The 24753-nt window shown below is 34.6% G+C and carries 22 protein-coding genes; 14 read left to right on the forward strand and 8 right to left on the reverse strand.

Going from position 1 to position 24753, the window contains the following annotated elements; translation table 11 throughout:
• Positions 1-2291: 2291 nt before the first annotated feature.
• The 8 genes from M997_RS03380 to M997_RS03415 all read left to right on the forward strand — a co-directional run bounded on the left by M997_RS03380 (position 2292) and on the right by M997_RS03415 (position 9505).
• Positions 2292-2846, forward strand: a complete 555-nt coding sequence (locus tag M997_RS03380) for a fimbrial protein (RefSeq protein WP_064718692.1) — start codon at positions 2292-2294, stop codon at positions 2844-2846.
• 61 nt (positions 2847-2907) lie between these two features.
• A complete protein-coding gene (locus M997_RS03385) occupies positions 2908-3492 on the forward strand; it encodes a fimbrial protein (RefSeq protein WP_064718693.1) in 585 nt (194 codons plus the stop codon).
• Positions 3493-3538: 46 nt separating this feature from the next.
• Positions 3539-6034, forward strand: coding sequence for a fimbria/pilus outer membrane usher protein (locus M997_RS03390; RefSeq protein WP_109406135.1), 2496 nt, complete (start codon positions 3539-3541; stop codon positions 6032-6034).
• 21 nt (positions 6035-6055) lie between these two features.
• A complete protein-coding gene (locus tag M997_RS03395) occupies positions 6056-6790 on the forward strand; it encodes a fimbrial biogenesis chaperone (protein ID WP_064718695.1) in 735 nt (244 codons plus the stop codon).
• Positions 6791-6805: 15 nt separating this feature from the next.
• A complete protein-coding gene (locus M997_RS03400) occupies positions 6806-7282 on the forward strand; it encodes a hypothetical protein (RefSeq protein ID WP_064718696.1) in 477 nt (158 codons plus the stop codon).
• The gene (locus M997_RS03405; protein WP_064718697.1) at positions 7275-7802 is read left to right on the forward strand and encodes a fimbrial protein; all 528 of its coding nucleotides are present in this window, start codon (positions 7275-7277) and stop codon (positions 7800-7802) included. Before M997_RS03400 ends, M997_RS03405 begins: the two co-directional genes overlap by 8 nt.
• 9 nt (positions 7803-7811) lie before the next feature.
• Entirely contained in the window at positions 7812-8327 is a 516-nt protein-coding gene (locus M997_RS03410) for a fimbrial protein (protein ID WP_064718698.1), read from the forward strand.
• A gap of 8 nt (positions 8328-8335) precedes the next feature.
• Positions 8336-9505, forward strand: a complete 1170-nt coding sequence (locus M997_RS03415; RefSeq protein WP_064718699.1) for a hypothetical protein — start codon at positions 8336-8338, stop codon at positions 9503-9505.
• A gap of 98 nt (positions 9506-9603) precedes the next feature.
• On the opposite strand, the gene M997_RS03420 is transcribed toward M997_RS03415, so the two are convergent.
• From M997_RS03420 to M997_RS03435, 4 genes are read right to left on the reverse strand one after another with little or no spacing between them, the layout of a single operon-like run.
• Positions 9604-10665, reverse strand: coding sequence for a fimbrial protein (locus M997_RS03420; protein WP_064718700.1), 1062 nt, complete (start codon positions 10663-10665; stop codon positions 9604-9606).
• A gap of 9 nt (positions 10666-10674) precedes the next feature.
• Positions 10675-13182: a fimbria/pilus outer membrane usher protein gene (locus M997_RS03425; protein ID WP_239994694.1), complete on the reverse strand. Its 2508-nt coding sequence runs from the start codon at positions 13180-13182 to the stop codon at positions 10675-10677.
• A gap of 19 nt (positions 13183-13201) precedes the next feature.
• Positions 13202-13882, reverse strand: a complete 681-nt coding sequence (locus tag M997_RS03430; RefSeq protein WP_064718702.1) for a fimbrial biogenesis chaperone — start codon at positions 13880-13882, stop codon at positions 13202-13204.
• Positions 13883-13939: 57 nt separating this feature from the next.
• Positions 13940-14518 (reverse strand): fimbrial protein, encoded by a 579-nt coding sequence (locus tag M997_RS03435; protein ID WP_064718703.1) that lies wholly within the window; start codon positions 14516-14518, stop codon positions 13940-13942.
• Positions 14519-15518: 1000 nt separating this feature from the next.
• Between M997_RS03435 and M997_RS17405 the strand changes: the two genes are divergently transcribed.
• Positions 15519-15659 (forward strand): hypothetical protein, encoded by a 141-nt coding sequence (locus M997_RS17405; protein WP_156510803.1) that lies wholly within the window; start codon positions 15519-15521, stop codon positions 15657-15659.
• An 84-nt stretch (positions 15660-15743) separates the two neighbouring features.
• Here the strand turns inward: M997_RS17405 and prfH are convergent, their stop codons facing one another.
• The 4 genes from prfH to deoC form a co-directional block, all read right to left on the reverse strand.
• Positions 15744-16355 carry a peptide chain release factor H gene (gene prfH / locus M997_RS03440; protein WP_064718704.1) on the reverse strand — a complete coding sequence of 204 codons (612 nt, stop codon included), beginning with the start codon at positions 16353-16355 and terminating at the stop codon, positions 15744-15746.
• Entirely contained in the window at positions 16356-17492 is a 1137-nt protein-coding gene (locus tag M997_RS03445) for an RNA ligase RtcB family protein (protein ID WP_064718705.1), read from the reverse strand.
• 325 nt (positions 17493-17817) lie between these two features.
• Positions 17818-18594 carry a DeoR family transcriptional regulator gene (locus M997_RS03450; RefSeq protein ID WP_064718706.1) on the reverse strand — a complete coding sequence of 259 codons (777 nt, stop codon included), beginning with the start codon at positions 18592-18594 and terminating at the stop codon, positions 17818-17820.
• A 57-nt stretch (positions 18595-18651) separates the two neighbouring features.
• On the reverse strand, positions 18652-19320 hold the full coding sequence (deoC, locus tag M997_RS03455) for a deoxyribose-phosphate aldolase (RefSeq protein ID WP_064718707.1): 669 nt from the start codon (positions 19318-19320) through the stop codon (positions 18652-18654).
• A 177-nt stretch (positions 19321-19497) separates the two neighbouring features.
• Between deoC and rbsK the strand changes: the two genes are divergently transcribed.
• From rbsK to M997_RS03480, 5 genes are all read left to right on the forward strand, one after another.
• Complete coding sequence (rbsK, locus tag M997_RS03460) at positions 19498-20427, forward strand: ribokinase (RefSeq protein ID WP_064718708.1); 930 nt, start codon at positions 19498-19500, stop codon at positions 20425-20427.
• Positions 20428-20679: 252 nt separating this feature from the next.
• Positions 20680-21591, forward strand: coding sequence for an N-acetylmuramic acid 6-phosphate etherase (murQ, locus tag M997_RS03465; protein WP_064718753.1), 912 nt, complete (start codon positions 20680-20682; stop codon positions 21589-21591).
• A 43-nt stretch (positions 21592-21634) separates the two neighbouring features.
• On the forward strand, positions 21635-22999 hold the full coding sequence (locus M997_RS03470; protein ID WP_064718709.1) for a PTS transporter subunit EIIC: 1365 nt from the start codon (positions 21635-21637) through the stop codon (positions 22997-22999).
• Between the two features lie 31 nt (positions 23000-23030).
• Positions 23031-23882, forward strand: a complete 852-nt coding sequence (locus tag M997_RS03475; protein ID WP_064718710.1) for a MurR/RpiR family transcriptional regulator — start codon at positions 23031-23033, stop codon at positions 23880-23882.
• A complete protein-coding gene (locus tag M997_RS03480; RefSeq protein WP_064718711.1) occupies positions 23883-24674 on the forward strand; it encodes a sulfite exporter TauE/SafE family protein in 792 nt (263 codons plus the stop codon).
• Positions 24675-24753 lie beyond the last annotated feature (79 nt).

A 24753-nucleotide genomic window follows, 5' to 3' on the forward strand; every position in this document is an offset into this window, starting at 1 on the left:
TACCGATCAATAACTCTCATATGATAGCTATAGACTATCAAAATTGCTTTAATGATCGTCAAAACAGATCAAAGTAATAACACAAGTCAACTAATCAGAAGTTAGTATACTGATTTATAAATAAATTTTATTTAATATTGAAAATGGATTTATTGTATTTAATAATATTTTTAACAAAAAAATATCATCGTTTTAACGGTGGGAATTTATTAGAAATAGTTTGTTACAAATGAAATTAAATAATATCTAAATAAGAGAGTCAATATAAGATTGGTATTTAAAATGTTTAAAATGATAATAAGAAAAGTATGAGATAAATTAATTTTTATATATTTTTTAAGATGCAGTGATAAGTATAGTTCTTATTTTGATGAGGTGATGATAAGGGTTATTCTTATTTTGATTAGTTAGTGATAAGTATTATTCTTATTCCGATTAAAAGAGTATCAATAGGTCTTAGAATGAAATTTATAAGAGAAGATTAATACAACCTAATAAATTGAAAAAAAAACATAATTATAGAAAACAAAACGCTAACCATAGGTGAGTTTACTTACCTCATTATTAATAATAGGTAAGTTAATGACAAAGTAAGCGAGAGCATAGTTGTTCTGTAAATAGAATTGATGAAGGTGTTTTATAGTAGAAATTAGTAGGTAATAGAATTATTGAAAGCTGAGTATATGACTTGTTTATTTTTCTAAAAATTTTAGTACAGTCAATCGATGATTTTAACCAATCTGATTTAGATGCTTATTAGTACTAGATAGCACCAAATTTGATCCTAGGTCTTACCCGCTGTGTATAAAATGAGCTAGTTCAATCTATGCTTAGTAGCCGTAAATTATCTTTTCACTCTTTTTTGCCTCCCAAAGATGAACGTTCCTTAATCACTCAGGTTAAGTTTTAGTTAGTGCAAACGAAAACTAAAAAACTTAGTGATAGGATCAGGATCGTGGAAATTTACACACTCAAGGTTTTGTCATTTGCAAAATACGTATAGAGATATTGAAGTAGGAATTATTCATCCAGTAAGTACTGAGGTGTCATTTGTGATAATCATTAATTGTATCCGCAGATGATTTTGCTAGTGAAGCACTGTTTGAATAAGAAACGTTAGTTAGTTCAGCGCGATTTCTTGTTGATGTAACCATGACTTTTAATCGGGGTAATTATAAAGATAGTATTGAGGGATAGTTGCTTGGTGATAGACCTCAAAAGATAATGATTTGCATTTGGTTGATACTTCTCAACCAATATCTTTTAAATGGCCAATACGTGGTCAAGATTAAAAATCTCATCGCTATTTGTGCATAATTTAGACGCTTGGCTAAAAAAACAATTTTATGAAATTGAATTTAGTCATCAGACTAATTGGCTTGGTTAATGAAGTTAGTCCTAAATATTTGTGCACTTACTAGATTTGTACGTCAGATAAATTATTTAATAACTATATGATGTAGGCTGTGGCGGTGAGTTTGAAGATAAAGGCAAGATAGAAAAATCATGAAAGCAGTATCGTCAATAAACTATGGATACAGTTAATGATGATTGTTCTTTAATTATTATCAATATTAACCTATAGGTAATATTACCTATTTTTTATTTGTCTTTAATTAATGTAAGCAATACTACTTAATATTTAATTGTTTCTCCAATGCGATTAGATATTTCATTTAAATATAGACTTTATCATCAATGATATTTTAAGATAAATACTATTTACAGGTTATTATTATTTTTTATTTTTCATGCTAATTGTTTCAATTATGTTTAAATTTGTATATTTATGTTTATTTTACTCCCTCGGTGTGTAAATTTGATCATTTTTATTTATTTTTAATGTGCAAGAATAATCTTAATTTTATATAAAACATCCAGAACTTAATCATATTTAGAGTGTCTTTATTTTATTCTCTCTTCGTAAGTAGATTATCTTATTTTGTTTGATAGTGTTAAGTATTGTTTTTTTACTCGTTTTTTGAGTTGATTAATTTTTTATACCATCTGAATTATTTGATCCATATTATAATCTATCAGTTCATTGTAAATATACTTAATTGAAAATAAGTTTTTCAAGGATTAATATATTTGCAACAAGATTTGGTGATTAAATTAATAATTAAAGTTAATTCTTATTATTAATTTTCATTAAATTTAATTATTTTTTGTAGATTGGATTTTTTATTATTCTATATGTAAATCTTGATTATTTTTTAATTAATACGGGTTTTGATATTTTAAAAAAATGACGTCATGTCAGATATTAACTTACTTTTGAGGTATTCATAATGACATTCAATAAATTAAGCATCGTTGGCGCTGCTGTTGCTTTATCTTTAGCTTCTTTTGGCTCAATGGCTGAAAATAATGGTGTAATTAACTTCGTAGGTTCAGTTGTTGATTCTCCATGTAATATTGCTGATGAAAGTTTAAACCAAACTGTTAAATTTGGCGAAATTTCACGTGTGTTCTTAGAACAAGGTAATGAAAGAGAAAAAGCTTTCACTATTAAATTAGAACAATGTAATTTCGACAAATTCAAAAAAGATGACCAAGGTGCATGGTTACCTGTTAAGACTATGAAAATCCAATTTGATGGACGTTCATATGCTGATACAACCAACACTCTGTTAGCAACTGACAGAGCTAAAGAAAACAACGTTGGTATCGCTATCGATACTTACAAATTTGGTGAAGCAGCAGATATTTTATCAAAAATTCGTAACAAACAAGGTACTAACGTACTTGAGTTTACTGCTTTAGCAAAAGCTGTTGACGTTACTAAAGATGTTAAAGAAGGCGAATTCTCTGCTATCGCTGACTTCCGTATTTCATACGAATAATGCACCAATATATGTATAGGGGATATTCCCCTATACATATTTATCTAATGGTAATGAGATGATGAATTTTAATAAAAATAAGTATCTAACTATTTTAAATATGATGGGAGTACTATTTTTTGCATCATCGGTCTCTTTTGCTTTTGATGACACGGCTGAGCCTAAAGTTCTGAAAGCAAATGCAACATTATCGGGATCAGTTATTGCATCACCTTGCTCTATAAAAATGGAAGATCGTTATCAATACATCGACTTTTCGGATATTGCACTATCGATGATTGATAATAAAGTAAAAAGGGAAAGTTTAAGGAAAAGCTTTTATATAAGATTATCGGGTTGTGTTAGTCAATATAGTAATACAGACAAAAAATCATTAAATATTCAGTTTAATGGATTAGAAGCAAATAATGATTCTATATTTTCAATGTCTGGCAACTCACAAGGGCTTGGGTTTTATATTTTAGATGAAGATGGAAATATTATTCCTCCTAATCGGCCTTATTATATTGATCATCTTATATATCGCGGTCAAGATGCGAAAAAAGATCCGGAATTGAAGTACCAAGTGGAACTTGCTTTTACAAATCAAATTATTGAAGCAGGTAAATATTCTGCATTTGTTTATTTTTCAATTGATTATAAATAAATAACCATTTTATTTTCGCTTGGTCACATTATCACGGTGGATGGATATGCTAATTTCTAAAAATATGGCAAAAATAGTCTTATTGCTAACAATGACACCGTGCTTCTATGCCTATTCTGTAGAATTTAATACTGATATTCTTGATGCTTCCGATGCTGCTAATATTGATATTAGTCAATTCAATAGCTCTGGATATATTATGCCAGGGGATTATCACCTTTCTATTTTCAGTAATGGTGAGCGAATAGGCCCAAGCCAAAAAATCAGTGTATTTCCTGTCGAAAAAACCGCCTCTTCTGAAAATATTTTTAATACCGTCTGTATTCCTAAAAATAATTTAGAATTATTAGGATTAACAGAACAAGCGGAAAAGAAAGTCAAAGTTTATCATGACGATCAATGCTTAGATTTATCTGCTTTAACAGGGACAAATTTAACTCTCGACCTTCCTTCTTTAGCACTGAAATTAACAGTGCCACAAACATGGCTACAATATTCAGATCCTTCTTGGGTACCACCTTCTCGCTGGGAAGAGGGGATCGTTGGTGCATTTGTAGACTACACCTTGTCACTAAGTGGTGCGAAATATAACTCAGGTTCAAAATCAGTTTATGCATCAATGAATGGTACTAGTGGCTTTAATATGGGGGTTTGGCGTTTTCGTAGCGACTATAGCATGAGCTATCAGAAAGAAAGCGGTGGAAATAACGATAACCAAGAATCTCATAATTTCGATTTTAATCGTTTTTATGCATATCGTTCTATCAAGGCATTAGCGGCAACATTAACGATGGGTGAAAATTACTTTTACTCTCAGTTATTTGATGCATGGCAATATACAGGTATCACGCTAGAAAGTGATGATCGTATGTTACCGCCTAAGCTAGTTGGTTATGCCCCTGATATTGTGGGTGTGGCAAAAACGAATGCGACCATTATTGTCAAAAGCCAAGACCGTATTGTATTAGAAACGACTGTACCACCAGGACCTTTTAGAATTCAGACGTTAGATAGCTCAATTCAAGGTCAATTGGATGTCACCATTCGTGAAGATAATGGTGAAGAGCGTAAGTTTACTATTTCTACGGCAACACTGCCGTATTTAACTCGACCAGGACAAGTTCGTTATAAATTAGTTGGTGGTAAAACACGTTATGATGACCATAAATTAACTGGCGATACGGTTATTGGTGGTGAGGTTTCATATGGTGTCAGTAACGCATGGAGCGTATACGGTGGTAGCCAATTAGCACAAAATTATCAATCTATTGCATTAGGTATTGGTCGTGACCTTTCTATGTTTGGTGCATTATCTTTTGATATTAACCAATCATTCGCCAAATTATCAGATAGCGATAAACAGGGTCGTTCTTATCGAGTGAACTACTCAAAATCGTTTGATGAAGTAAAAACAAATATTACTTTCGCAGGCTATCGTTTTACAGATGAAGATTACCGAACAATTAGTCAAACGATGGAAGAAAGAAGAACAGGGCAAGATGCCTATTCACCGAAAGAAAGCTATCAAGTTTATTTAAATAAATATTTTGATGATTTTTCATTATCGTTTAACTATCAACATAATACATTCTGGAATAGCCGCTCTCAGACTCAATACGGTGTTTATGCTAATACTCGCTTCTCGCTATCTAAAATAAAAATTCGTGATATTAACCTCACGCTTTCTGCTTTTAGATCACAGCGTGAAGGGATTAACGACGACACCTTAAACCTTTATGTATCAGTACCTTTTGATCAAGGTGGAAACCTTACTTTCTCTGAACAATATACTAAAACTGATGAGAAAGGACGTTACAACCATAGTGTTGGCTATAGTGGATATGACGAAGGTTTAAGCTATAGCATGAATGCAGGCTTAACGCATGGTCAGGCCATTGATAACGAATCTTCATTTAGTGGTTATGTCAGTAAAGACATGAGCTTAGCAAATGCTGCGGCAAGTGCGAGCTATGTTCCGGGTCAATATAAAAGCTTAAGCGGAAGTATTTCTGGCGGTTTAACAGGAACATCTCATGGTCTTGTACTTCACCAACCAGCTTATGGCGATACACGTTTACTTATTGAAACTCCAGGTATATCAGGCGTACCTATAGAAGGAGAATCAATGAAAACAAATGCATTTGGCTTAGCGATAATTCCTAGCGTAACCAGTTTCCGTAGTTCATCTGCCGCGATAGATGTTAGTGCGTTACCTGAAAACTACGATGCAATAGATACAATGACTGACGTAACTTTAACGCGTGGTGCGGTAGGTTATCGTCAGATGAAAGTCATTAAAGGGTATAAGTTGTTTGCTACAGTTAAGATGAGTGATGGTAAACATCCGCCATTTGGAGCAAGCATCCGTAATAAAGATAATGTTGAATTAGGCATTGTGGGTGACGAAGGCGTGGCATGGGTAGTTGGTGTCGCGGAAAATGACGAATTGGGTGTGTTCTGGGGAAATGAGAAACGATGCACCATTAGTCTTCCTGAAACCATAGATCCAAAAACACAAATGCTATTAATGCCATGTAAGTGATGCTAATAAAGGTTAATCACAATGAAAAAAGAACTTAAAAACACCGTTATTTCTACTCTTTTCATCTCATTAATGGGGGTCTCTACTGTTGCTCAAAGCGCAGTAACTTTAGATAGAACTCGAATTATTTTTCCGGGTTCTGAGAAGTCTATTAATATTACTATTCGCAATGATAATCCAACGCTTCCTTATTTAGCTCAGACTTGGATTGATGATTCTAATGAGAAAAAACTCACCACTGGGCCATTAATTGCGACACCGCCTATTCAGCGGTTAGATCCTAAATCATCAAGTATTGTTCAAATCAGTACAACACCGTCTATCGCGTCATTACCACAAGATAGGGAGTCTGTTTTTTACTATAACTTACGTGAAGTACCACCAAAATCTGAAGAAGCGAACGTGTTACAAATCGCCTTACAAAGTCGCGTAAAACTGTTTTATCGCCCAGCAGGTATTTTGTCTCAAGCAGATAGCATGTGGTTTCATGGCGTGACATTAACGCCATCTGCTAAAGGATATACTGTTAATAATGTGACACCATTTTATTTAACCGTTATTGGGTTAGCATCAAGCCAAAAAACGGCTGAAACGGGTGCATTTGATGTAGTTATGATCCCACCTAAATCAGACCACGAATTTGCTATGGCAAAAACGACAGTTCCTTATATGACTATTATTAATGACTACGGCGGAAAACCAACACTGAAATTTAAGTGTGATGCAGCAAAATGTACTGTAGAAAAAGAAATGTAACTTAAGGAATAAGAGATGAGCTCCCAGAAATTACGTTATTTAAAAAGTACATGTTTATCTGTGATAATTTTATTATCTGGGAGTTATGTCTATGCAGAGAACATTTCTATTGATGAAACAGTAGATTTATCATCGACTAAAAATGTTCAAGATATTTATGAAAATAGAAATAGTGGTTATTTATATGTGACGGCGAATATTATAAGTTCACCTTGTGATTTTATTGATTATCATATTAAGAGTTATCGTCCAAAAAATAAATTTCTCTCTTATGATGCATTTCTTATTACCGCTAACTTATCTCAGTGTGGTGCTGGTAATTTATTTGTAAAGGGTATGTCACCGCCAACACCAATAAATCTTTCATTTATTGAGTATGATCACGTGCTATCACGGCATAAATTCTTATTACAAAATGGTAGAAATTCACTGCAATTTGAAGCGCGTGAATTAGGTGCTCATAGCTATTTAATGGAGATTTATTATGAATAAGTTAATTTATCTATTATTGCCATTATGTAGCTTTACTAGCTATAGCAATGCAGGTGGTTCATTAGATATCTCTTTTATGGGAAATTTGGTATCAACCGGCTGTAAATTACCTGAATCACCTTATAACTTAGAAGTTCAGCTGGATAAAATAAGCAGTAAATATCTTTACGAATATGGTCGTTCTCAATCCATTGATTTCTCAATTCCAATTGTTGACTGCTATGTCAGTGATTTAAACAAAATGATTTCAATAAAATTAAATAGTAATAGCCTTGTAACAGATCAAGGTGTGAGCTATTTAAAGACGGAAGGGGGATCTAATATTTTATTAGGCTTACTTGATAGCAATGATGCAGCGATAAAGTTCAATGAAAAAATTGATATGTCACGCGTAATGGTAAGTGGTAAAGATGAACAAAATTTACTGAATTTTAAAGTTTATGCTAGGCCTCCTATTACTGGTGATTTAAAAGAGGGCGCATTTTCCTCTACCATTACATTTAATATTGATTATCAATAGGGAGCGATAATGAAAAAAAGACTAATTGCGCTAACCCTTGGCCTATTATATGTGCCTATTTCATCAGCTGAAATTTATATTACAGTTAATGCACTGTTAGTTAATCCCGCATGTACAGTAACAGATGACAAAGGGGCAAAAGAATTATTTATCGATTTTCAAAATGTGGATGTTAATGCCGTGGTAAAAACACCACCAAGAAATTTTGATGTATTAATTAAAGATTGTAACCTCAATAAAATGATGAACTTATATCTTTCACCTAAAGATAATGGTTATTTTTCTTATAATGGCGTTGATGTATTAGCCACAACAACAGACCAGCTGGGAATAGAGTTTTCGGATATTACCAGCGGCAAGCGTAAAATTAATGTTCAACGTTATGAACGTATTACACCAATTCTTAGCAGCAGCAATTCAGGGAAGATCTCACTAAGCACACAATTGGTTGCAAATAAACCGGGTACAGAACTAAAAATGGGGCCATTTACCGCCAATGTCTCGTTATTAGTTGATTATAATTAGAGGTTAGTATGAGTAAATATTATTCATTGTTTGGAAAGATAAAAAAATTAGGTATTAATCTACCTTTAATTATAATTGGTGCAATTTCGTTAATTAATTCTGCACAAGCAGCTAGGCCTAGCGGTCCGTTAATATATGCAGCGAAAGCGGTATCATCAACAGATGGGTATTTAATTGATTTAAGTAAGCAAAAAGCAACAATTTCTAAAAATCCTACCGTGGCTTCTGATGGTACTTTTTTTTATCAGGTTGGTACTACTTTTGAAATAAAAAATACAAGTAGTACTAAAGGTGGTGTAGAAAGAATAGGTAATGCCTATTGTAATGGTGGTGCTATTTTTAATAGTGGATCAGGTGCTCAAACTTCTAGCTATACATCTAATTCTTACCATCGTGTGTTTATGTATATGCCTGTAATGCCTTATACCATTAATGGCCGTAAAGTTTATCAGCTAAGCTACAATACCTTTTTAACCATAGACCTTTCAAAATTACCAGGAATGGGTTTGGGGTGGATCCGGGCTTATGGTCCTTATTGTAATGAAGCCAGCAGATTTGATGGTGGCACAAGAAAAATGAGTGATTTTTATGCTCACCTTCCAATAGAAATTAATATTTATATTAAGAAGAAAAATATCGATGGTGTCACGGTCATCCCATCAACGGATTTTGCCGGTTATACCAGAGCATTTAGTAATTTTAGAAATGAATCGGAAGTTTTTTCAAAATTACCAGGATTTATGGCGATACAAGATGTTACGGCACCAATGAGATTAAAAGGTGCAACAATTATTTCGCCGGCAGAATGCCGAACAGATATAGGTGGTAGTTTAATTATTAATCATGGTGTATTAAATGCAGAAAAATATGAGAGTCGAATAGTTAAACCGATTAATTTCTCTTGTGATCACGCTATTCCAACACCGGTTGAATTTGAATTACTTTATACTAAAGATAATGATTCACAGCAGCGACTGCCATTAAAAGTAGATGGTACAAATAAAACTATTTACAGTAAAATTCAAATGATTGATGCGGAATCTGGAAATAAGGGACAACACTTTATTTCAAAAGTAGGGCAATATAAGCAGATTCAAATTGAAAGTATATTGAAAGGTGAGAACGCCGATGGCGGTAACTATAGTGGTACTGCGGTATTAATTGCAGCTTATCCTTAATTAATACTTTTGGTTTATTAAAAAGCGCTATTAAAGATAATTTAATAGCGCTTTTTTCATTGAATATCGTATTTTTTTAATTTCTAATGGTTTTTATATTAATTAAATTCAAGTACAAAATTAGCTGAGCCATTCACTTTACCGGGTTTAACTTCATCACCATAACGAAAATATTCAGCTTTCAACGGCACACTTGTTGTGCCACTGGTTAAATTTGCTAGCTTAACAAATTGATTATTGACTAATCGTGTATCATTGCTCAAGGGTGATGAGACAACAAAGCCAATACCTTGTGCATTATCGCGACTACCTTCATTATCGGCTTTAATGACCGATTCTTGACCTTCATAACTTGCTGTATTGTTTGCCATTAGTTTTATTTTGGCTGAAACATTACCTGTACAATTAATTCTTAAATTATCTTCTGCATAAGCTTGTTCAGTTGGAAAACCAATTTTAGGAAATGCCGATGTTGATATTCTAGGAAGGTTCATAACAAGATCCGTATTTTCAGCGCTACATGAGGTTGGTGCGCTAATAATATTAACAGAAAGACGATAACTAAAACCTACTGCTGTTGTACCACCACCTGAATTAAAGCGATTAATTAACACTGAACCAATATATTGGGTAGTAAAACGTTGTGACTTAGGATTATCTTTAGTGGCATAGACAATAACTGTCGCATCTCTGGAATAGAGCTTATTGTCATTTACAGGGATCTCCTGTCCTGGCTGACTTCTAAAAGAGAGCTGTGTTTTATTATCAATTAGCACATAAGCATAATCATCTAATCCAACAATAGGAGCATTACGAACAACATAATAAGCAGGTCTGCCATCGATATCCATATAGTAGGTTGGTATAACACCACTAGCTTCACTATAGGTGGCATAACCATAAATTTCTGCGCCATCAGGACAATCTGCAACAGAAACGTCATAGCCATCTCGTACAAAGGTAAAACGGCCTATTTCTTGGTTCTTTTTAATTGAACCGGTTAATTCAACAGTACCTGCTTTTGCATCCATTGTACCGTGTTTAATACCGCCATTATTAACGCAATTTGGTGCCGCATAGCTATAAAACGAGGTCGAGGATAGACCAAGTATAAAAGTAAGAAATAATAAATTATTGGTTTTCTTTTTACTGTTAGTCATTTTATTTCCTTATTTACACTCAGTCGTTAAGATATATAACCCATTGGTTGATGATTCATTATTTGCATTGTAATTGGCATGGCAACGATATGTTTTACCATCAGATTTCCAAGAAACCTGAATATCACCTTGTGGTTTATCTGCAATAAAATAAAGCTGATTAAAGTTAGCGACTAATTGTTTTTCTGTTTGCCCAATATCTGCTTGAGCACCCATAGGGATAATACTGTTATCAGGTGTTTCTAATGTGAGTAAGAATTTAAATCCTTTTTTAGCATCAAAGTCAGCAAGAATTAATGCACCTTTAGTCGGAATAACATTACTAATAATGTTATTCGTAATTTCAGTATCCGCTGGTATAGATTGAGTATCAATGCTAATACTGTTTTTCTGATACGGAGACATCCCTGAAATAACTGCTAAACCACGACCATTGGTTTTGACTGACTGACCATTAATGATTTCAACACCTGCTGTATCTTTCGTCAGAATTAAAGCATTAGTTTGTTGTAATGAGGGGGCAAGTACTGCGCCATATTGTGTCGCGACTAAAGCACCACTTATTCCGTAGTTAAAGTTTTGTCTATCTTTTGAATATGAATAACCGGCATTTACAATAGCACTTGACGTTTTATAAGAACCATTTAACCCACCACTATAGTTAACACCTTTATTGCCATAACCTTGATAAACATCCCAGCTTGCTTGATTTCTGTCACCATAGGTTCCACTTAAACGAGCGGTATGCAAGGTTTGGTCATTATTATTAGTTGAGACAGCATAGTTTGCCCACACATAGTTTTCGTGCCATGTTAATGGGATACTAATATTCATGCTTAAATCATAAGTATTTTTATCATTATTATCGAATCGATTACCATCGTAATAAGTATAATAAATGCTGTAGCTGATTTTATTTATAGAGCTATTAAAACCAACATTATAAGAGCTAATATTCTTGCCATCAGCATACTTATATATAATAGAGTTTAAGTTTATTGATGAGTTATTTGAAAATAAAGGTTGGCTAATGGACATGGTATATTCATTTTTTAATCCATCATTTACCTGATATTCTTTATCTTTGTACTCCATGGCATCATTGAAGTTAAGAAAACTAGCATCAAAATGGCGATAACCTACTACCGAAACATTGGTATTGGTTAACTCAATATTTTTTGAATAATTAACTCTAAAGGCATTACCATTTAAAGACTCGTCATGATTAACGGTTGACTTTGCATAGAGCCAATCTGCGGTAACAGCACCATAACTACCCAAGTTAAGTCCACTACCGAAGCCAAAAGATTGATATTTATCAGCAACCAATAAACCGCTATAAAGTGTGACGTAATCCGTTAAACCATAATAAGCTTCAGCTTGGGTTAAATAGCTACCGTCACCACTGTTGTGACTGTCGTATTTACCTGTTGAAAAGCTATATTTTATTTCACCTTTTCGCTCTAAGCTGGCTATAGAAGAAAAAGGCACGATGAAATTCTTTTCTGAGCCATCAGATTCTTTCACATTAACATATAAATTCCCCCCACTACTCATTGGGGAGTAGTCAACTATATTAAAAGGCCCTGCGGGAACACTCTTTTTATAGATAACTTGCCCATTTTGCGTAATGGTGATGATTGATTCTGAATTAGCAATACCAACAACACTAGGGGCATAAGTTCTATTTTGGTAAGGTGTCATTAGGCGATCTGTCATTAGCTTCAAGCCACGGTATTTAACAGAGTCAAATAGTTGGGATGAGCTGTAAAGATCTCCTAATTGTAATTCACTTTTTAAGGTATAAATATCTCTAGAAAGAACATTGCTTAATGTATTCCAATGGCTTTCACCATTTTCATTTTTAGCCCATGTAGAATAATTATAGAAACGCCATGCATCAAAGTTAACTTGGCTTTGAATATTACCATAATAGCTGTCGTTGGTTTTGCCATCGCTACGACGATTAAAAGATGAAAATGAATAGTTAACTAAAGCTGCGGGAATACCAGAATCCCAATTATTTATTTCGTTAAGTTGAATTCTATTCTCGTTAATATACTTTTGTGGCACAGTCAAAACATACTGGCTTCTGTTTAAATCGAGTACACCCACAGCGTGCTCAATAAGACTAATATTAACAAATTGATCATCTTGATTAATCAGTTGGTTGGGAATATCAACTCCGGCTTGATACCACTCATTTGCTGTTAATAATGGCACTAGAATTTTTTTATTTTCAGCATCATCCATCAATGCAAATTCAACTTCACGATTAAAAATACGATTTTTATTAATAAAAAAATCAACATGATAATAGCCAGGGGCAATAGACGACTCTCTAAATACACTGAGATCTTCATTAGTAATCTGTTGTGAGCTACCTTCAATATTCAATAGATTAGGTGGATAATAATCATCTGCTGAAGTATTGAAAGAGGTAAATAAACCTCCCGCTATCAATAAATAGAGTGAAGATTTATTAAAATAATTATCCATTCCCTTTTCCATTTTCATCTTAAAATAAATCTCTTAGTTATAATTTGAAATCAACTGGAACACCTTTGCCAAAATCATCAATATAAAGCAGTTGTATCTTGCTTTGATTATTTGGTGTTTTATTAGTTTTTATAACAGTTTCAGATTTGGGGGGGAGATAACCAGGATTTTCTTCAATTTCACTATTATTAATAAATATTTTTCCGATATTTACAAAGAAAGGTGAATTATTAACGACAACTAAGTTGCCATTTTTTACTGACCACTTGAGTGTTTTTACTTCTTCTTCAACATTGATATTACTAAGAGATTGTGGGCGATAAATTAGTTTTATTTTATTAGTCATAGAATAACGTAAAACATTTTCTAAATTCTCATTACTTGGGGCAACAAATTTTACATTAATCCAATACATCGATTCGACATCATTGGGTAATGTCGTATTTTTAGTCACTTGTAGTGTGTTTTTTTGCTGTGCAACAAGTTTTAATAATGGGGGTGTAATAACAAAACTTTGTGTGACTTTGCCATTAAGATCTTCAATCCAAGATTGTAATAAGTAGTTGGTGTCTTTATCGGTATTAAATGCTACAAAGCCTTCGTTATTACTCTGTTCATTATAAATAACACGTGTTGTTTCTAAGCCAAAGCCTGCGAAGCTTGATGTTACTGTGCTAAATATAAGTCCTAATCCTAAAAGTGCTCTTTTAAAAGACATAACGATGACAACCTTTATGTAAAAACGCAGGTTAAAACATTAACCTGCGTTTAATTATTATTGATAAGTAAGAGTGTAATTCAGTGTTGCATCAGCTTGACCTGCTGAAACGGTGTTTGCTGTACTAATATATTTAGCAACAAACTCAGCTGTCCAAGTAGAGTCGGCACCTTCTACATCAATAGATTCAGTTTTACTTCCGTTAATAATCAACGGAGTGGATAGATTTTTAGCGTTATAAATACGGATTCCTACGTTTTGCGCAGTTTTTGAATCGGCTGGGTTATCTAATGCTAAGGTTTGGTCAGAGCTGCTATCTGCTTTACCATCTAATTTAAGTGTTACTTTCCCAACAGGTGGGCAGTTTTCTAGCGTAATTTCAATTTTACCATTACCATTTTCGCCACCAACTTCAGAATCTTTTCCGCTAAATGCACTAGTAGGATAACGACCCATCAATACGTTCGCATTAGGTGAATTAGTATCATTAATATCAATGATGCAAGAAGAAGAATAGATTAATCCTTTAAAGGATAAAGTACCTGATTGTGTTTCAGCGGCTAATACACCTACACTTGTTGTCATTGCTGAAACCAATAAAGCGATAGGCAGAAGTTTCTTTGTCGAAATAGTCATTTTATGACCTCTATAGATTTATATAAATAGTAGTTGTTTTCTCAATGAAAACAGATTAGGTGCTATTTAATTTAGAGATTAACTTACTATTACCAATTATAAATCTAGTAAAGTCACCTGAATATACAAGTGCTTTAAACAGATAAATTAAATAACAAGATATAATCTTTTATAAAATAGCTTGTTAGCATTAATTATTAAATAAAGCTCATATTTAGATATATTTATTGATTTATAATTAATGCTGGGTTCTTTATGACATTAAAATGGGCTTATGTGAAAGGAGTTTAGTGATTTTATTGAATGATGTCTTAAAGACAATGTTACAAAATCTTCTTATAAAAAATCTTAATTCATTAATAATGCAATGAATAATACATATATATAATTAACACTTTCAACGTGTTACGTTAATTCATAATAAGTATTCTATTATAAGATAGTTTAACCTTACTTTATGAGTAATATATTTAGTTACAAATACGGAGTCATTTAATGTGTTAAGATAAGCAAAATTTTAAATGATATCGTGTTAAGTTAAATTTTTATTCATTAATAAATCATCAAGCTCATTAAATAATAGTCTAAAAATGATTTGTTTTTTTATCTTTAATATAAAATAGTTGTACAGAAAACAAATTAATTAGAGTGATTATACTTTCTTCATTCTTCTATATAGTGTAAAAATACTTATTTCTAATATTTCTACTACTTTTTTTCTGTCTAGAGTATGTCAAGATTGATCTAATACTTGAATAATAGTTTGATATTTTGCGTGATGGTTTTTTAAAATTGTATTTTTCTTTATTTAATTGAGATAAATTATCGTTACTATTTTTATTCACTATGATTAATTCAAGTAATCGCTTATTCTCAACTTTTTTCTTTTCTAATAGATAAAGGTGAAAGGCAGCTTAGATGTAAATAAGCGTTTTTTACCCTGTATGACATACATATACTCAATCACATTACACTATTCTCTGATGTTACCTGGCCAATCATGGGGAAATACCATCGTGAGTATATCGTTATCAACAGACGACCAATAATAGGTATCTTAATTAAAGCGAGTGGTGACAGTTATGATAGTGTGTTTATTTTTATGATGGTGGCATTAGCTGCATCTGCAATTGTGATGTGATTTAAAAATCTTATTGCAGAGTATTTTTGTCTTTACAAAGCCACGATTTAAATCGTGGCTTTGATTTTGTTATATCAATAATACTTATTTAGTCGTTGGGACAAAATCGTTACCTGAAAAACGCAGTGCTGCGTTTCCACGAATAACGCGATGATGAGCAATATGGCGCTGACTATTTAATGAGGCTTGTTGCTTCATCATATAATTATCTAAATGCCATGCAATAAGTTGTTTAGCCAGCTTTTTATTAGCATGTTGGCTACGTTCTGATTGTACTTTTACACTAATACCTGTGGCGATATGTGTGGCTCTTACCGCAGATTCTGTTTTATTGACATGCTGACCTCCGGGGCCATTAGAACGCATGGTTTCAAACACAATCTCGTTATCGTTAATTTCATCCGGCTGCTCAAAACAAGCGACACCAATAAACCAATTTTTACGTTTGTGCTTTGGTCTTAAGGTGCTTGCACATTGCCATTGCACTGAACCTGTCCATTGTTGAACAATAGATTGCGCATCAGTACCTTCAATAGAAACTAAGGCTGATTTTAAACCATAACGAGAAGGTTCTTTTTCAAGTACCGCGATTTTTACTTGTTGCTTTTCAACCGATTTTAAAAAGTAGTGCAACGCTTTTTCAACGGCTACACAACACTCTTCAGGCCCTTGAGCTGAGGAAAATTGTAATAACATTTACGCTATCTCCCCACTGGTTTTGTAAGTTATCAGTGGTTTTAAACGTGCGATAACCTGGATTAAACCTATACTCACCATGCTTTCTACTACGGTTTCAATTGATTTATAAGATTGAGGGGCTTCTTCATAAATCAATTGTTTATTGGCACAAATAACGCGACTGCCTAGTGATGTGCGAGAAAGCTGCAATGGCGTGAATCGATGAGATAAACGGCCTTTACATTCTGTACGCATCCATTTTCGACCCGCGCCATGAGGTAACGAATTTAAGCTTAAATCAGAAGCAATGGGCTTCACAATATAGCTATAGTCACCACGAGAGCCGGGGATCACGACGAGATCATGGTGCGCAGGCGTTGCCCCTTTACGATGTAACCAACCTTGTTGACCATGCAATTCGCAAGGCTCAACCAAATTATGGTTAACATCCGCAATAACATGACCATGAGTACGGATCTGTTGCATCATTCTTTCGCCAATTAATTGACGATTAAGTTCTGCATAACGAAGTGCATCGTTATGAGCGAGCAAATAATCGCTTGCCATATCAGTGTCTTGTTCTAAACCCTTATGGCCGAATTGCTCAGTGTGGGCTCGTAAAATAGATTGTCCTAATCCACGAGAACCACTATGCACTAATAACAACACCTGTTTTTTATTAATACCACTTTGTGCAAACAGGGTTTCATTTACAACTTGGTCAATTTGTTGAAATTCAGCAAAATGATTGCCACCGCCAATAGATCCTAAAGAGCCTGCGAAAGGATGATTTTGTCTCTCTTTTGGCAAATTTTCTTCTAGCCATTCAGAAGTGGCGATATCACTCATTTGGCTTAATTGTTTTTCCAGCTTATCTAAATTGAGTTTATTGTTTTTAAATTCGGTCTGAAATAACGTCATACCACAGCCAATATCATTACCAACTAAAGCAGGGTAAAAGCGGTTAACAGAAAAAAAGGCTGCGCCGATAGGATAACCACGGCCGGGATGCAGATCTGGCATGCCAGCCACATAAGCCATATTCGGGAGTTGAGCAGTAATTTCTAATTGTTGGATTGCTTTGCTTTCAATCCAAGTATCATCTGACGCGATATAACAAACACGGTCAGATAAATAATGAACACACTTGTCCATATACCAATCCATATAATGTAAAGGATAAAAAAATAAATTGATTGGCGGACAGCAAAAAGAAGGAAAAAAGAATTACTTCTGAGATTGTCCGCAAAGAGTATTCATATTAATTGTTGTCATGGGATACCTCCTTGCAGTTAAGTGAAATGAGTGTTTAATAAAAAATCGCGGGCATAGTAACCACTTTTTTTTGCTTTGGCAATGGAAAACTGGTTTTGTTTATTGTTGATTTTTGGAGTAGATAAAAATAAAAGTAGATTATTTTATTTAAGTTTTACTTTTGTTAAATAACTATTTTAGTTAATGATAAAAACTAAACGGAAAACTAATAAATAACTTTTACTGAGCTTTTTCGACAATAATTTTCATAGTCATCTGTTAATTTTCTATCGGTAATAACAACATCAAATAGCGCTAAATCACCCATATTTCCTGTTGCTGTTTCATCAAAGCAGTGATATTTCGTTAATAGGATTTTACGAATAGATTTATCCATCGCTTTTTTCTTCATATACAGATCGTCGATGTTGTAACAGGTAACACCAAAATCGAGATGTACACCTTCAGCTGAAATAAAGGCTTTTTTAGGATTAATGCTATCAAGATAAGAAGGTTGGGTTGGGTTATAAAAAGAGTCACTTTTAGGACGGTATTCTCCACCACAGAGTAATACGGTAGCGTTTTTTTTCTGACTTAATGCAAGAAATACCCGATGTGAATAACAAATTCCCGTGAAGTGAAGGTTATCTGGGATAAGCTCAATAAGAGTGGGAATAGATTGACCATTATCGAAAAATAACACATCCCCCTCTGAAACCATGCCCGCAGCAAGATTAGGAATATGTAACTCTTGGGTTTGGTCAGGTGTAATAATGTCTGTTGATGTAGCCATTAGCCCAGCATGGGGTTGTGCTAATGCAACAATATAACCACCAAGCAGCGACATTGGAAATGGGTTTTCTGAATCCGAATTTAAATCACGTCGGATAGTCATTTCTGAAACTTCAAGGATCCTTGCGGCATCTTTAAGATGTATGCGACCTGAGCGTTTAATACATTCACTGAGGCGGCGCAAACGTTCGTGCTGTTTGGTCTCTATCACCGAAGGATCCTTGTGTTAATTAATTGCGTACACCGAGAAAATGCACGCTAACTATAATTAGTAGTTTGATTCTGGTGCATCTGAATCTGTTGCAATAGCCACACTTGCACTAGCACCAATACGTGTTGCACCGGCTTTGATCATATTCAGTGCAGTTTGGCGATCACGAACACCACCAGATGCTTTTACACCAATTTCGTCACCGACTGTTGCACGCATTAAAGCAACATGATGCTCTGTTGCACCCATTGTACTGTATCCTGTTGATGTTTTCACAAAATCAACGCGGATCTCACGACACATTTCACAAACTAAACGTACTTCGTCATCAGTTAATAGGCACGTTTCTAAAATAACTTTCAGTGTTGTGTTACCACAAGCCGCTTTTACTGCTTCGATATCTTGTTTTACAAAGTCTAAACGACCGCTTTTTAACATACCGATATTGATAACCATATCAACTTCTTGTGCACCTTGGCGAATTGCTTCAGCGGCTTCAAATGCTTTAGTTGCTGTTAAACCAGCACCAAATGGGAAGTCGATAACACAACAGACTTTAACATCACTGCCTTCAAGGCAAGTTCTTGCTAAAGGGATATAAGAAGTGTTAATACAAACAGAGAAGAAACCGTGTTCTACAGCTTCAGCACACAATGTCTTGATTTGTGTTTCAGTTGTATCTGCAGCAAGAAGGGTATGATCGATATAATTAGCTAATGGACGCATAGTGTATTCCTTAATAGAAGATTGTTATTTATCACTCATGTGATTTTGGCAACATATTAGTGCTGTTCTAACACGATAACAATCACAAATGATATTTAAATAACATGTTATTGTTATACACCTATCAAAATGTAACTTTTATAACATTATTAATTTCACATAAGAGTAAGAGGCGCTATGGATATTGCAGTGATTGGTTCAAATATGGTGGATTTGATCACCTATATAGACCGTATGCCAAAAGAGGGAGAAACCCTTGAGGCGCCGGCATTTAAAATTGGTTGTGGTGGTAAAGGGGCAAATCAAGCGGTTGCTGCTGCAAAATTGAATTCAAAAGTGATGATGCTAACAAAAGTGGGCGATGATATTTTCGCAGATAACACCATTATGAATTTAGAGTCTTATGGTATTAACACTCGTTATGTGGAAAAAGTACCCAGCACCACAAGTGGGGTTGCGCCTATTTTTGTGACTTCCAAATCATCAAATAGCATTTTAATTGTGAAAGGCGCCAATCAACATTTATCACCAGAAGATATTGATAGAGCGGCAGAGAGCCTGAAAAAGTGCAAAATTATCGTATTGCAATTAGAAATCCCAGTTGAAACGGTCTATCACGCCATTGAGTTTGGTAATAAACACGCAATTCCTGTGTTATTTAATCCTGCCCCCGCTTCAAAAACGTTAGATTTATCTATTGCTGCTCAATGTGATTTTTTTGTTCCTAATGAAACAGAACTTGAAATTTTAACTGCAATGCCAATCACCACAATGGATGAAATCCGAGAAGCAGCTAGCTTTTTGCTGAAGAAAGGCTTTAAAAATATCATTGTGACATTAGGTGAAAAAGGCGCACTGTGGATGAACGGCGAAATAGAAAAATATATTCCAGCAATAGATGTCGATGCTATTGATACTAGTGGTGCCGGCGATGCTTTTATTGGCTGTTTCTCTCACTATTATGTGCACACAGGTAATATTGAAGAGGCGTTAAATAAAGCAGTTATGTTTTCAGGATTAAGTGTTGCAGGTAAAGGGACTCAATCGTCATATCCGAGTATTGAAGAGTTTGGCTTATTTTTATCAAATAAAAATAATTCTATTTAATCGCTAAAGTAACTGCATTTAATTCTCCTATCTTATTGAGATAGGAGAATATAAAAATAATAGTGCTATCAAATTTAGTTTTGAAAAAAACGGCATTAATGCGAGATGTTGGACAATTTCTTATCTATCAAAATATTTTGTTATGAATTTTTTTAGTGTGATTGATCTCACAAAATAGTAACAGGCTAGATTGAAATAAAATTTCACAGGATGTATTTTTGTGTGAAATTTGGTTTCATTAAGGTTGTTGCGATGAAAGATGATGCATTGAGCCAATGTCTTATAAATGAGAGTAATCAAGAAACAGCTCAGTTTTCTGAGTTAACAGCATTAGAATTAGTCACCTTGATAAACAGCGCTGATATGACAGTGGCACAAGCGGTTCAGAAAGTGTTACCTGCCGTAGCTCAAACAGTGGAAGCCATTACTGAGCGATTACAAAAAGGTGGACGTATTTTTTACGTTGGTGCGGGTACCAGTGGTCGATTGGCTGTTTTGGATAGCGCAGAGTGTCCGCCTACTTTTGGTGTATCGCCAACACTTGTGCAAGCTATTATCGCTGGTGGGCATGATGCAATGCTAAAAGAGGTTGAAAATATTGAAGATAGCCAAAGTGCCGCAATTGAAGAACTCCATCGCCGTAATGTGAGCGAAAAAGATGTTGTGATTGGTATTGCAGCCAGCGGTCGAACACCATTTACCGTGGCAGCATTGCGATATGGCAAAAAAATTCACGCACTAACCGTATCTATTACTACACGCGGTAAAAGCATCATGAGTGATATTGCTGATTTTTCAATTGCTCCAGATGTTGGCCCTGAAGTTTTAACTGGGTCAACCAGAATGAAAAGTGGCACTGCGCAAAAGATGATTTTAGGGATGTTAAGCACCAGTGTGATGACTCGACTTGGAAAAGTGCATAAAAATCTTATGGTTGATGTTATTGCGAGTAATGAAAAGCTTCAACGACGTGCTGAAGGTATTGTGAGCGAAGTGTGTGGTATCACAGCAGAAAAAGCCGCAGAGCTGTTAAATATGGTTGATTATCATCCACGAAAAGCCATTTTAATGTATGAGTTACACCTTAGCGTGGATAAGGTAGAGCAGATCACACAGCAATACCCTTATCGTTCACTACAACAACAACTTGCTCTATTTAACTAATAACAAGATGAGTCAATACTCTTAAATTCTAGCAGGCACACTTATGGCTAATAAAATAGAACACCTCGATACATTAGCATTAGAAATAGAAAAACAAGCCGGTGGGTTTCAAAATATCGCAACCTTAACCCATTGTATGACCCGTATTCGTTTAATTTTAAAAGAGGGCTCACTGTTTAATTCAGATGCGTTAAAACAAGTTGAAGGCGTTAAAGGTGTTGTTTTTAATGGTGAACAGCATCAGGTTATTGTTGGAATGGGAACCGCAGCAAAAGTCTATTCTATTATGAATAAGCGCATGCAAAAAAATGCAGAAAATAGCGACGAAGAATCAGCGTCAACACCAGTGAAAAAAGGTTTTTCAATTCGCCGTACATTGAATACGTTGGCTGCTATTTTTGTTCCGACTATTCCAGCGTTAATTGGCTGTGGTTTGATTATGGGGCTAATTAATATTATTCGCTTAGTAGCTCCTGGGTTAGTCGAACAGTTTCCTGAGTTATTTAAATTATTTAAATTAATTGGTAGCACCGTATTTGCTTATCTCTCTATTATGATTGGTATTAATACGGCAAAAGAATTAGGTGCATCAACCTCTATTGGTGCAGTAATGGCAGGGTTACTGGCGATGCCAGGGCTTGCAGATATCACTTTATTGGGTGAAAAATTACAGCCAAATAGCGGCGGAATTTTTGCAGTATTAATGGTTGTGGTGTTCTCTTCAAAATTAGAGTTATGGTTTCGTAGCATTGTTAAAGAAAGCCTCGATCTTATTTTAACGCCATTTGTCACTATTCTAGTTTCTTCCCTAGTAGCGATAATGATTTTCCAACCTATTGGTCATTATCTTAATCAATTATTGGCACAAGGTGTGTCGTTATCGTTATTAAATCAAGGTGGCGGTGCTGTTGTAACGGGTGCTGCTTTAGGTGGTAGCTTCTTATTTTTATTATTAACAGGGTTACACCAAGGTTTAATTCCTATTCATACTGAGATTTTAAATACCTTCGGGTTAAATTATTTATTCCCTATTTTAGCCATGGGGGGAATGGGACAAGTTGGTTCTTGTTTCTGGGTTTATTTACGTACTAAAAATCAGCGCTTAAAGAAAACATTAATGGGTGCATTACCTGTGGGAATTTTTGGTGTCGGTGAGCCATTATTATTCGGTGTGTCATTGCCACTAGGAAAACCGTTTATCGCGGGTTGTATTGGTGGTGCTGCTGGGGGCGCATTAATGGCTTATTTCCAAGTGGGCATTATTATTCCATTTGGTACTGCGGGTTTATCATTAATTCCTTTAGTTGGTGATGGGCAAATCACTAAATTCTTAATTGCTGTATTAGGGGCGTGGGTTGTTGGCTTTATTGCCAGTATGATCATCGGATTTACAGACCCAGAAAAGTAAGAAAAAAATCGATAATAAAAAGGATAACAGCATGTCTACAGTGACAAAAAAGCTTGAAAATTTACTCATGCAAGGCAAAGGAACTGAACAGCGTATAGCGCGTTATTTACTGGAAAATAGCGAAAATATTGCCAGTATGAATGCGGCAGAGCTTGCGCTTAAAGCGGGTGTTAGCAGTGCCTCTGTTATCCGATTTTCTCGCCAAATGGGATATAGCGGTTATCCTGAATTTAAAGTTGATTACCTTTCAGAAGAAAAGCAACAAAAAAACAATGGCGATGTACTTTATGGAAATTTAGCTAAAACAGATACGACAGAACAGATTATTGTTAAAACAGGTCATTTATTTACCAGTGCAATTCAGGATTCATTAGCATTATTAGATGCGAACACTATTGATGTGTTAGCTCAAAATATGGTGTCGGCAAAACGTATTGTTTTATTTGGTATAGGCGCATCTTCGGTGGTTGCGAGCGATATTTTTCATAAATTAATTCGAGTAAATAAAAACGCCTTATTTAGCCCCGATTTGCATGCTCAATTAGCTTATTCTGCCAATTTATCTTCCGATGATTTAGCCATTGCGGTGACAGCGAGGGGAAACACGGTTGATATTAACCGTATGCTAAAATCAGCAAAAAAAGATAAGTGTTTAACTATCGCGTTAACCCGTTTCGGTCAAGATGAAGCAACACGACTTGCTGATTATACTTTGCCTTATTTCTATGATGAGCAGCACTCCCAATTAGGTGTTATTACTCCTCAAGTTTTACAAATGGTGGCATTTGATGTGCTGTTTTTTAAATATATGACATTGGTAAATGAGCAAGCAGAAAGAGCCTTATTAAAAGGACGACAAGCTGTTATGCAGGGGAATCAGTAAATGTTATTAGTCACCATATTAGCTGTTGGTGCGGCAATTGGTTTAATTATTAGCACAACAGGTGTGGGTGGTGGTGTTATTGTTTTACCCGTTTTAACTTATTTTTTTGGTATGGATGCATTAATGGCTGTAGCAACCGCTAATTTGCTCTCTATGCTAATGAAAGTAACTTCTTCTTACATGCATTTTCGTTTAGGTAATATTCCTTTTAAACGCGCCTTAATTGTATTAGGAATAATGCTACCAAGTACCTTTTTAGCCAGTATATTCGTCAATTATTTAGGTTCATTAAATGAGTATCAGCAGCAAGTCGAATGGGGAATCAATGCGCTGGTAGTTGCTGCGATAGTTTTTTCTCTATTTTTGTTTATTCAGCGTATGTTTTTTTCATTACCGACTAAAACCGTTAATGATAGTACAGAACTTGTACCATTAAATATTCGTGCATTGTTATTACCGGCGATAAGTGCAGGTGTAGTATTAGGTGCAACAGGGGTCGGTGGCGGGGTTGTCGTGCTGCCTTTGCTTTTGCGTTATGCCAATCTTTCTATTAAACAAGCCATTGGTACATCTATTTTTACCACAACACTGTTATCGGGATCTTCAGCATTAGCTTATATGCAAGATGGCCACACTGATGTTCATCTTGCTCTGATGCTTTTTTTAGGATCTTTAATCTCAATTCCGCTATCAAAGTGGTTGCTTACCCGAATGCCTGATCGCGTATTTCAATATGCCACGCTTTTTTTAATTATTTGTAGTGCGGTGATGATGTTAGCTAGATTATTTTGATATTTAATGTATCTGTAATGTTAATAAAAAATAATTTTAAAAAACAGCTATAAATTAAATCTTATAAAATTTATAGCTA

Origin of the sequence: Proteus hauseri ATCC 700826 (genome assembly GCF_001654965.1) — a bacterium.
GTDB lineage: Bacteria > Pseudomonadota > Gammaproteobacteria > Enterobacterales > Enterobacteriaceae > Proteus > Proteus hauseri.

What these genes read in the sequence shown, in the direction of transcription:
- M997_RS03380 (WP_064718692.1), top strand. Translation starts at nt 2,292, where the DNA reads ATGACATTCAATAAATTAAGCATCGTTGGCGCTGCTGTTGCTTTATCT.
- M997_RS03385 (WP_064718693.1), top strand. Translation starts at nt 2,908, where the DNA reads ATGAATTTTAATAAAAATAAGTATCTAACTATTTTAAATATGATGGGA.
- M997_RS03390 (WP_109406135.1), top strand. Translation starts at nt 3,539, where the DNA reads ATGCTAATTTCTAAAAATATGGCAAAAATAGTCTTATTGCTAACAATG.
- M997_RS03395 (WP_064718695.1), top strand. Translation starts at nt 6,056, where the DNA reads ATGAAAAAAGAACTTAAAAACACCGTTATTTCTACTCTTTTCATCTCA.
- M997_RS03400 (WP_064718696.1), top strand. Translation starts at nt 6,806, where the DNA reads ATGAGCTCCCAGAAATTACGTTATTTAAAAAGTACATGTTTATCTGTG.
- M997_RS03405 (WP_064718697.1), top strand. Translation starts at nt 7,275, where the DNA reads ATGAATAAGTTAATTTATCTATTATTGCCATTATGTAGCTTTACTAGC.
- M997_RS03410 (WP_064718698.1), top strand. Translation starts at nt 7,812, where the DNA reads ATGAAAAAAAGACTAATTGCGCTAACCCTTGGCCTATTATATGTGCCT.
- M997_RS03415 (WP_064718699.1), top strand. Translation starts at nt 8,336, where the DNA reads ATGAGTAAATATTATTCATTGTTTGGAAAGATAAAAAAATTAGGTATT.
- M997_RS03420 (WP_064718700.1), bottom strand. Translation starts at nt 10,665, where the DNA reads ATGACTAACAGTAAAAAGAAAACCAATAATTTATTATTTCTTACTTTT.
- M997_RS03425 (WP_239994694.1), bottom strand. Translation starts at nt 13,182, where the DNA reads ATGAAAATGGAAAAGGGAATGGATAATTATTTTAATAAATCTTCACTC.
- M997_RS03430 (WP_064718702.1), bottom strand. Translation starts at nt 13,882, where the DNA reads ATGTCTTTTAAAAGAGCACTTTTAGGATTAGGACTTATATTTAGCACA.
- M997_RS03435 (WP_064718703.1), bottom strand. Translation starts at nt 14,518, where the DNA reads ATGACTATTTCGACAAAGAAACTTCTGCCTATCGCTTTATTGGTTTCA.
- M997_RS17405 (WP_156510803.1), top strand. Translation starts at nt 15,519, where the DNA reads ATGGGGAAATACCATCGTGAGTATATCGTTATCAACAGACGACCAATA.
- prfH (WP_064718704.1), bottom strand. Translation starts at nt 16,355, where the DNA reads ATGTTATTACAATTTTCCTCAGCTCAAGGGCCTGAAGAGTGTTGTGTA.
- M997_RS03445 (WP_064718705.1), bottom strand. Translation starts at nt 17,492, where the DNA reads ATGGACAAGTGTGTTCATTATTTATCTGACCGTGTTTGTTATATCGCG.
- deoC (WP_064718707.1), bottom strand. Translation starts at nt 19,320, where the DNA reads ATGCGTCCATTAGCTAATTATATCGATCATACCCTTCTTGCTGCAGAT.
- rbsK (WP_064718708.1), top strand. Translation starts at nt 19,498, where the DNA reads ATGGATATTGCAGTGATTGGTTCAAATATGGTGGATTTGATCACCTAT.
- murQ (WP_064718753.1), top strand. Translation starts at nt 20,680, where the DNA reads ATGAAAGATGATGCATTGAGCCAATGTCTTATAAATGAGAGTAATCAA.
- M997_RS03470 (WP_064718709.1), top strand. Translation starts at nt 21,635, where the DNA reads ATGGCTAATAAAATAGAACACCTCGATACATTAGCATTAGAAATAGAA.
- M997_RS03475 (WP_064718710.1), top strand. Translation starts at nt 23,031, where the DNA reads ATGTCTACAGTGACAAAAAAGCTTGAAAATTTACTCATGCAAGGCAAA.
- M997_RS03480 (WP_064718711.1), top strand. Translation starts at nt 23,883, where the DNA reads ATGTTATTAGTCACCATATTAGCTGTTGGTGCGGCAATTGGTTTAATT.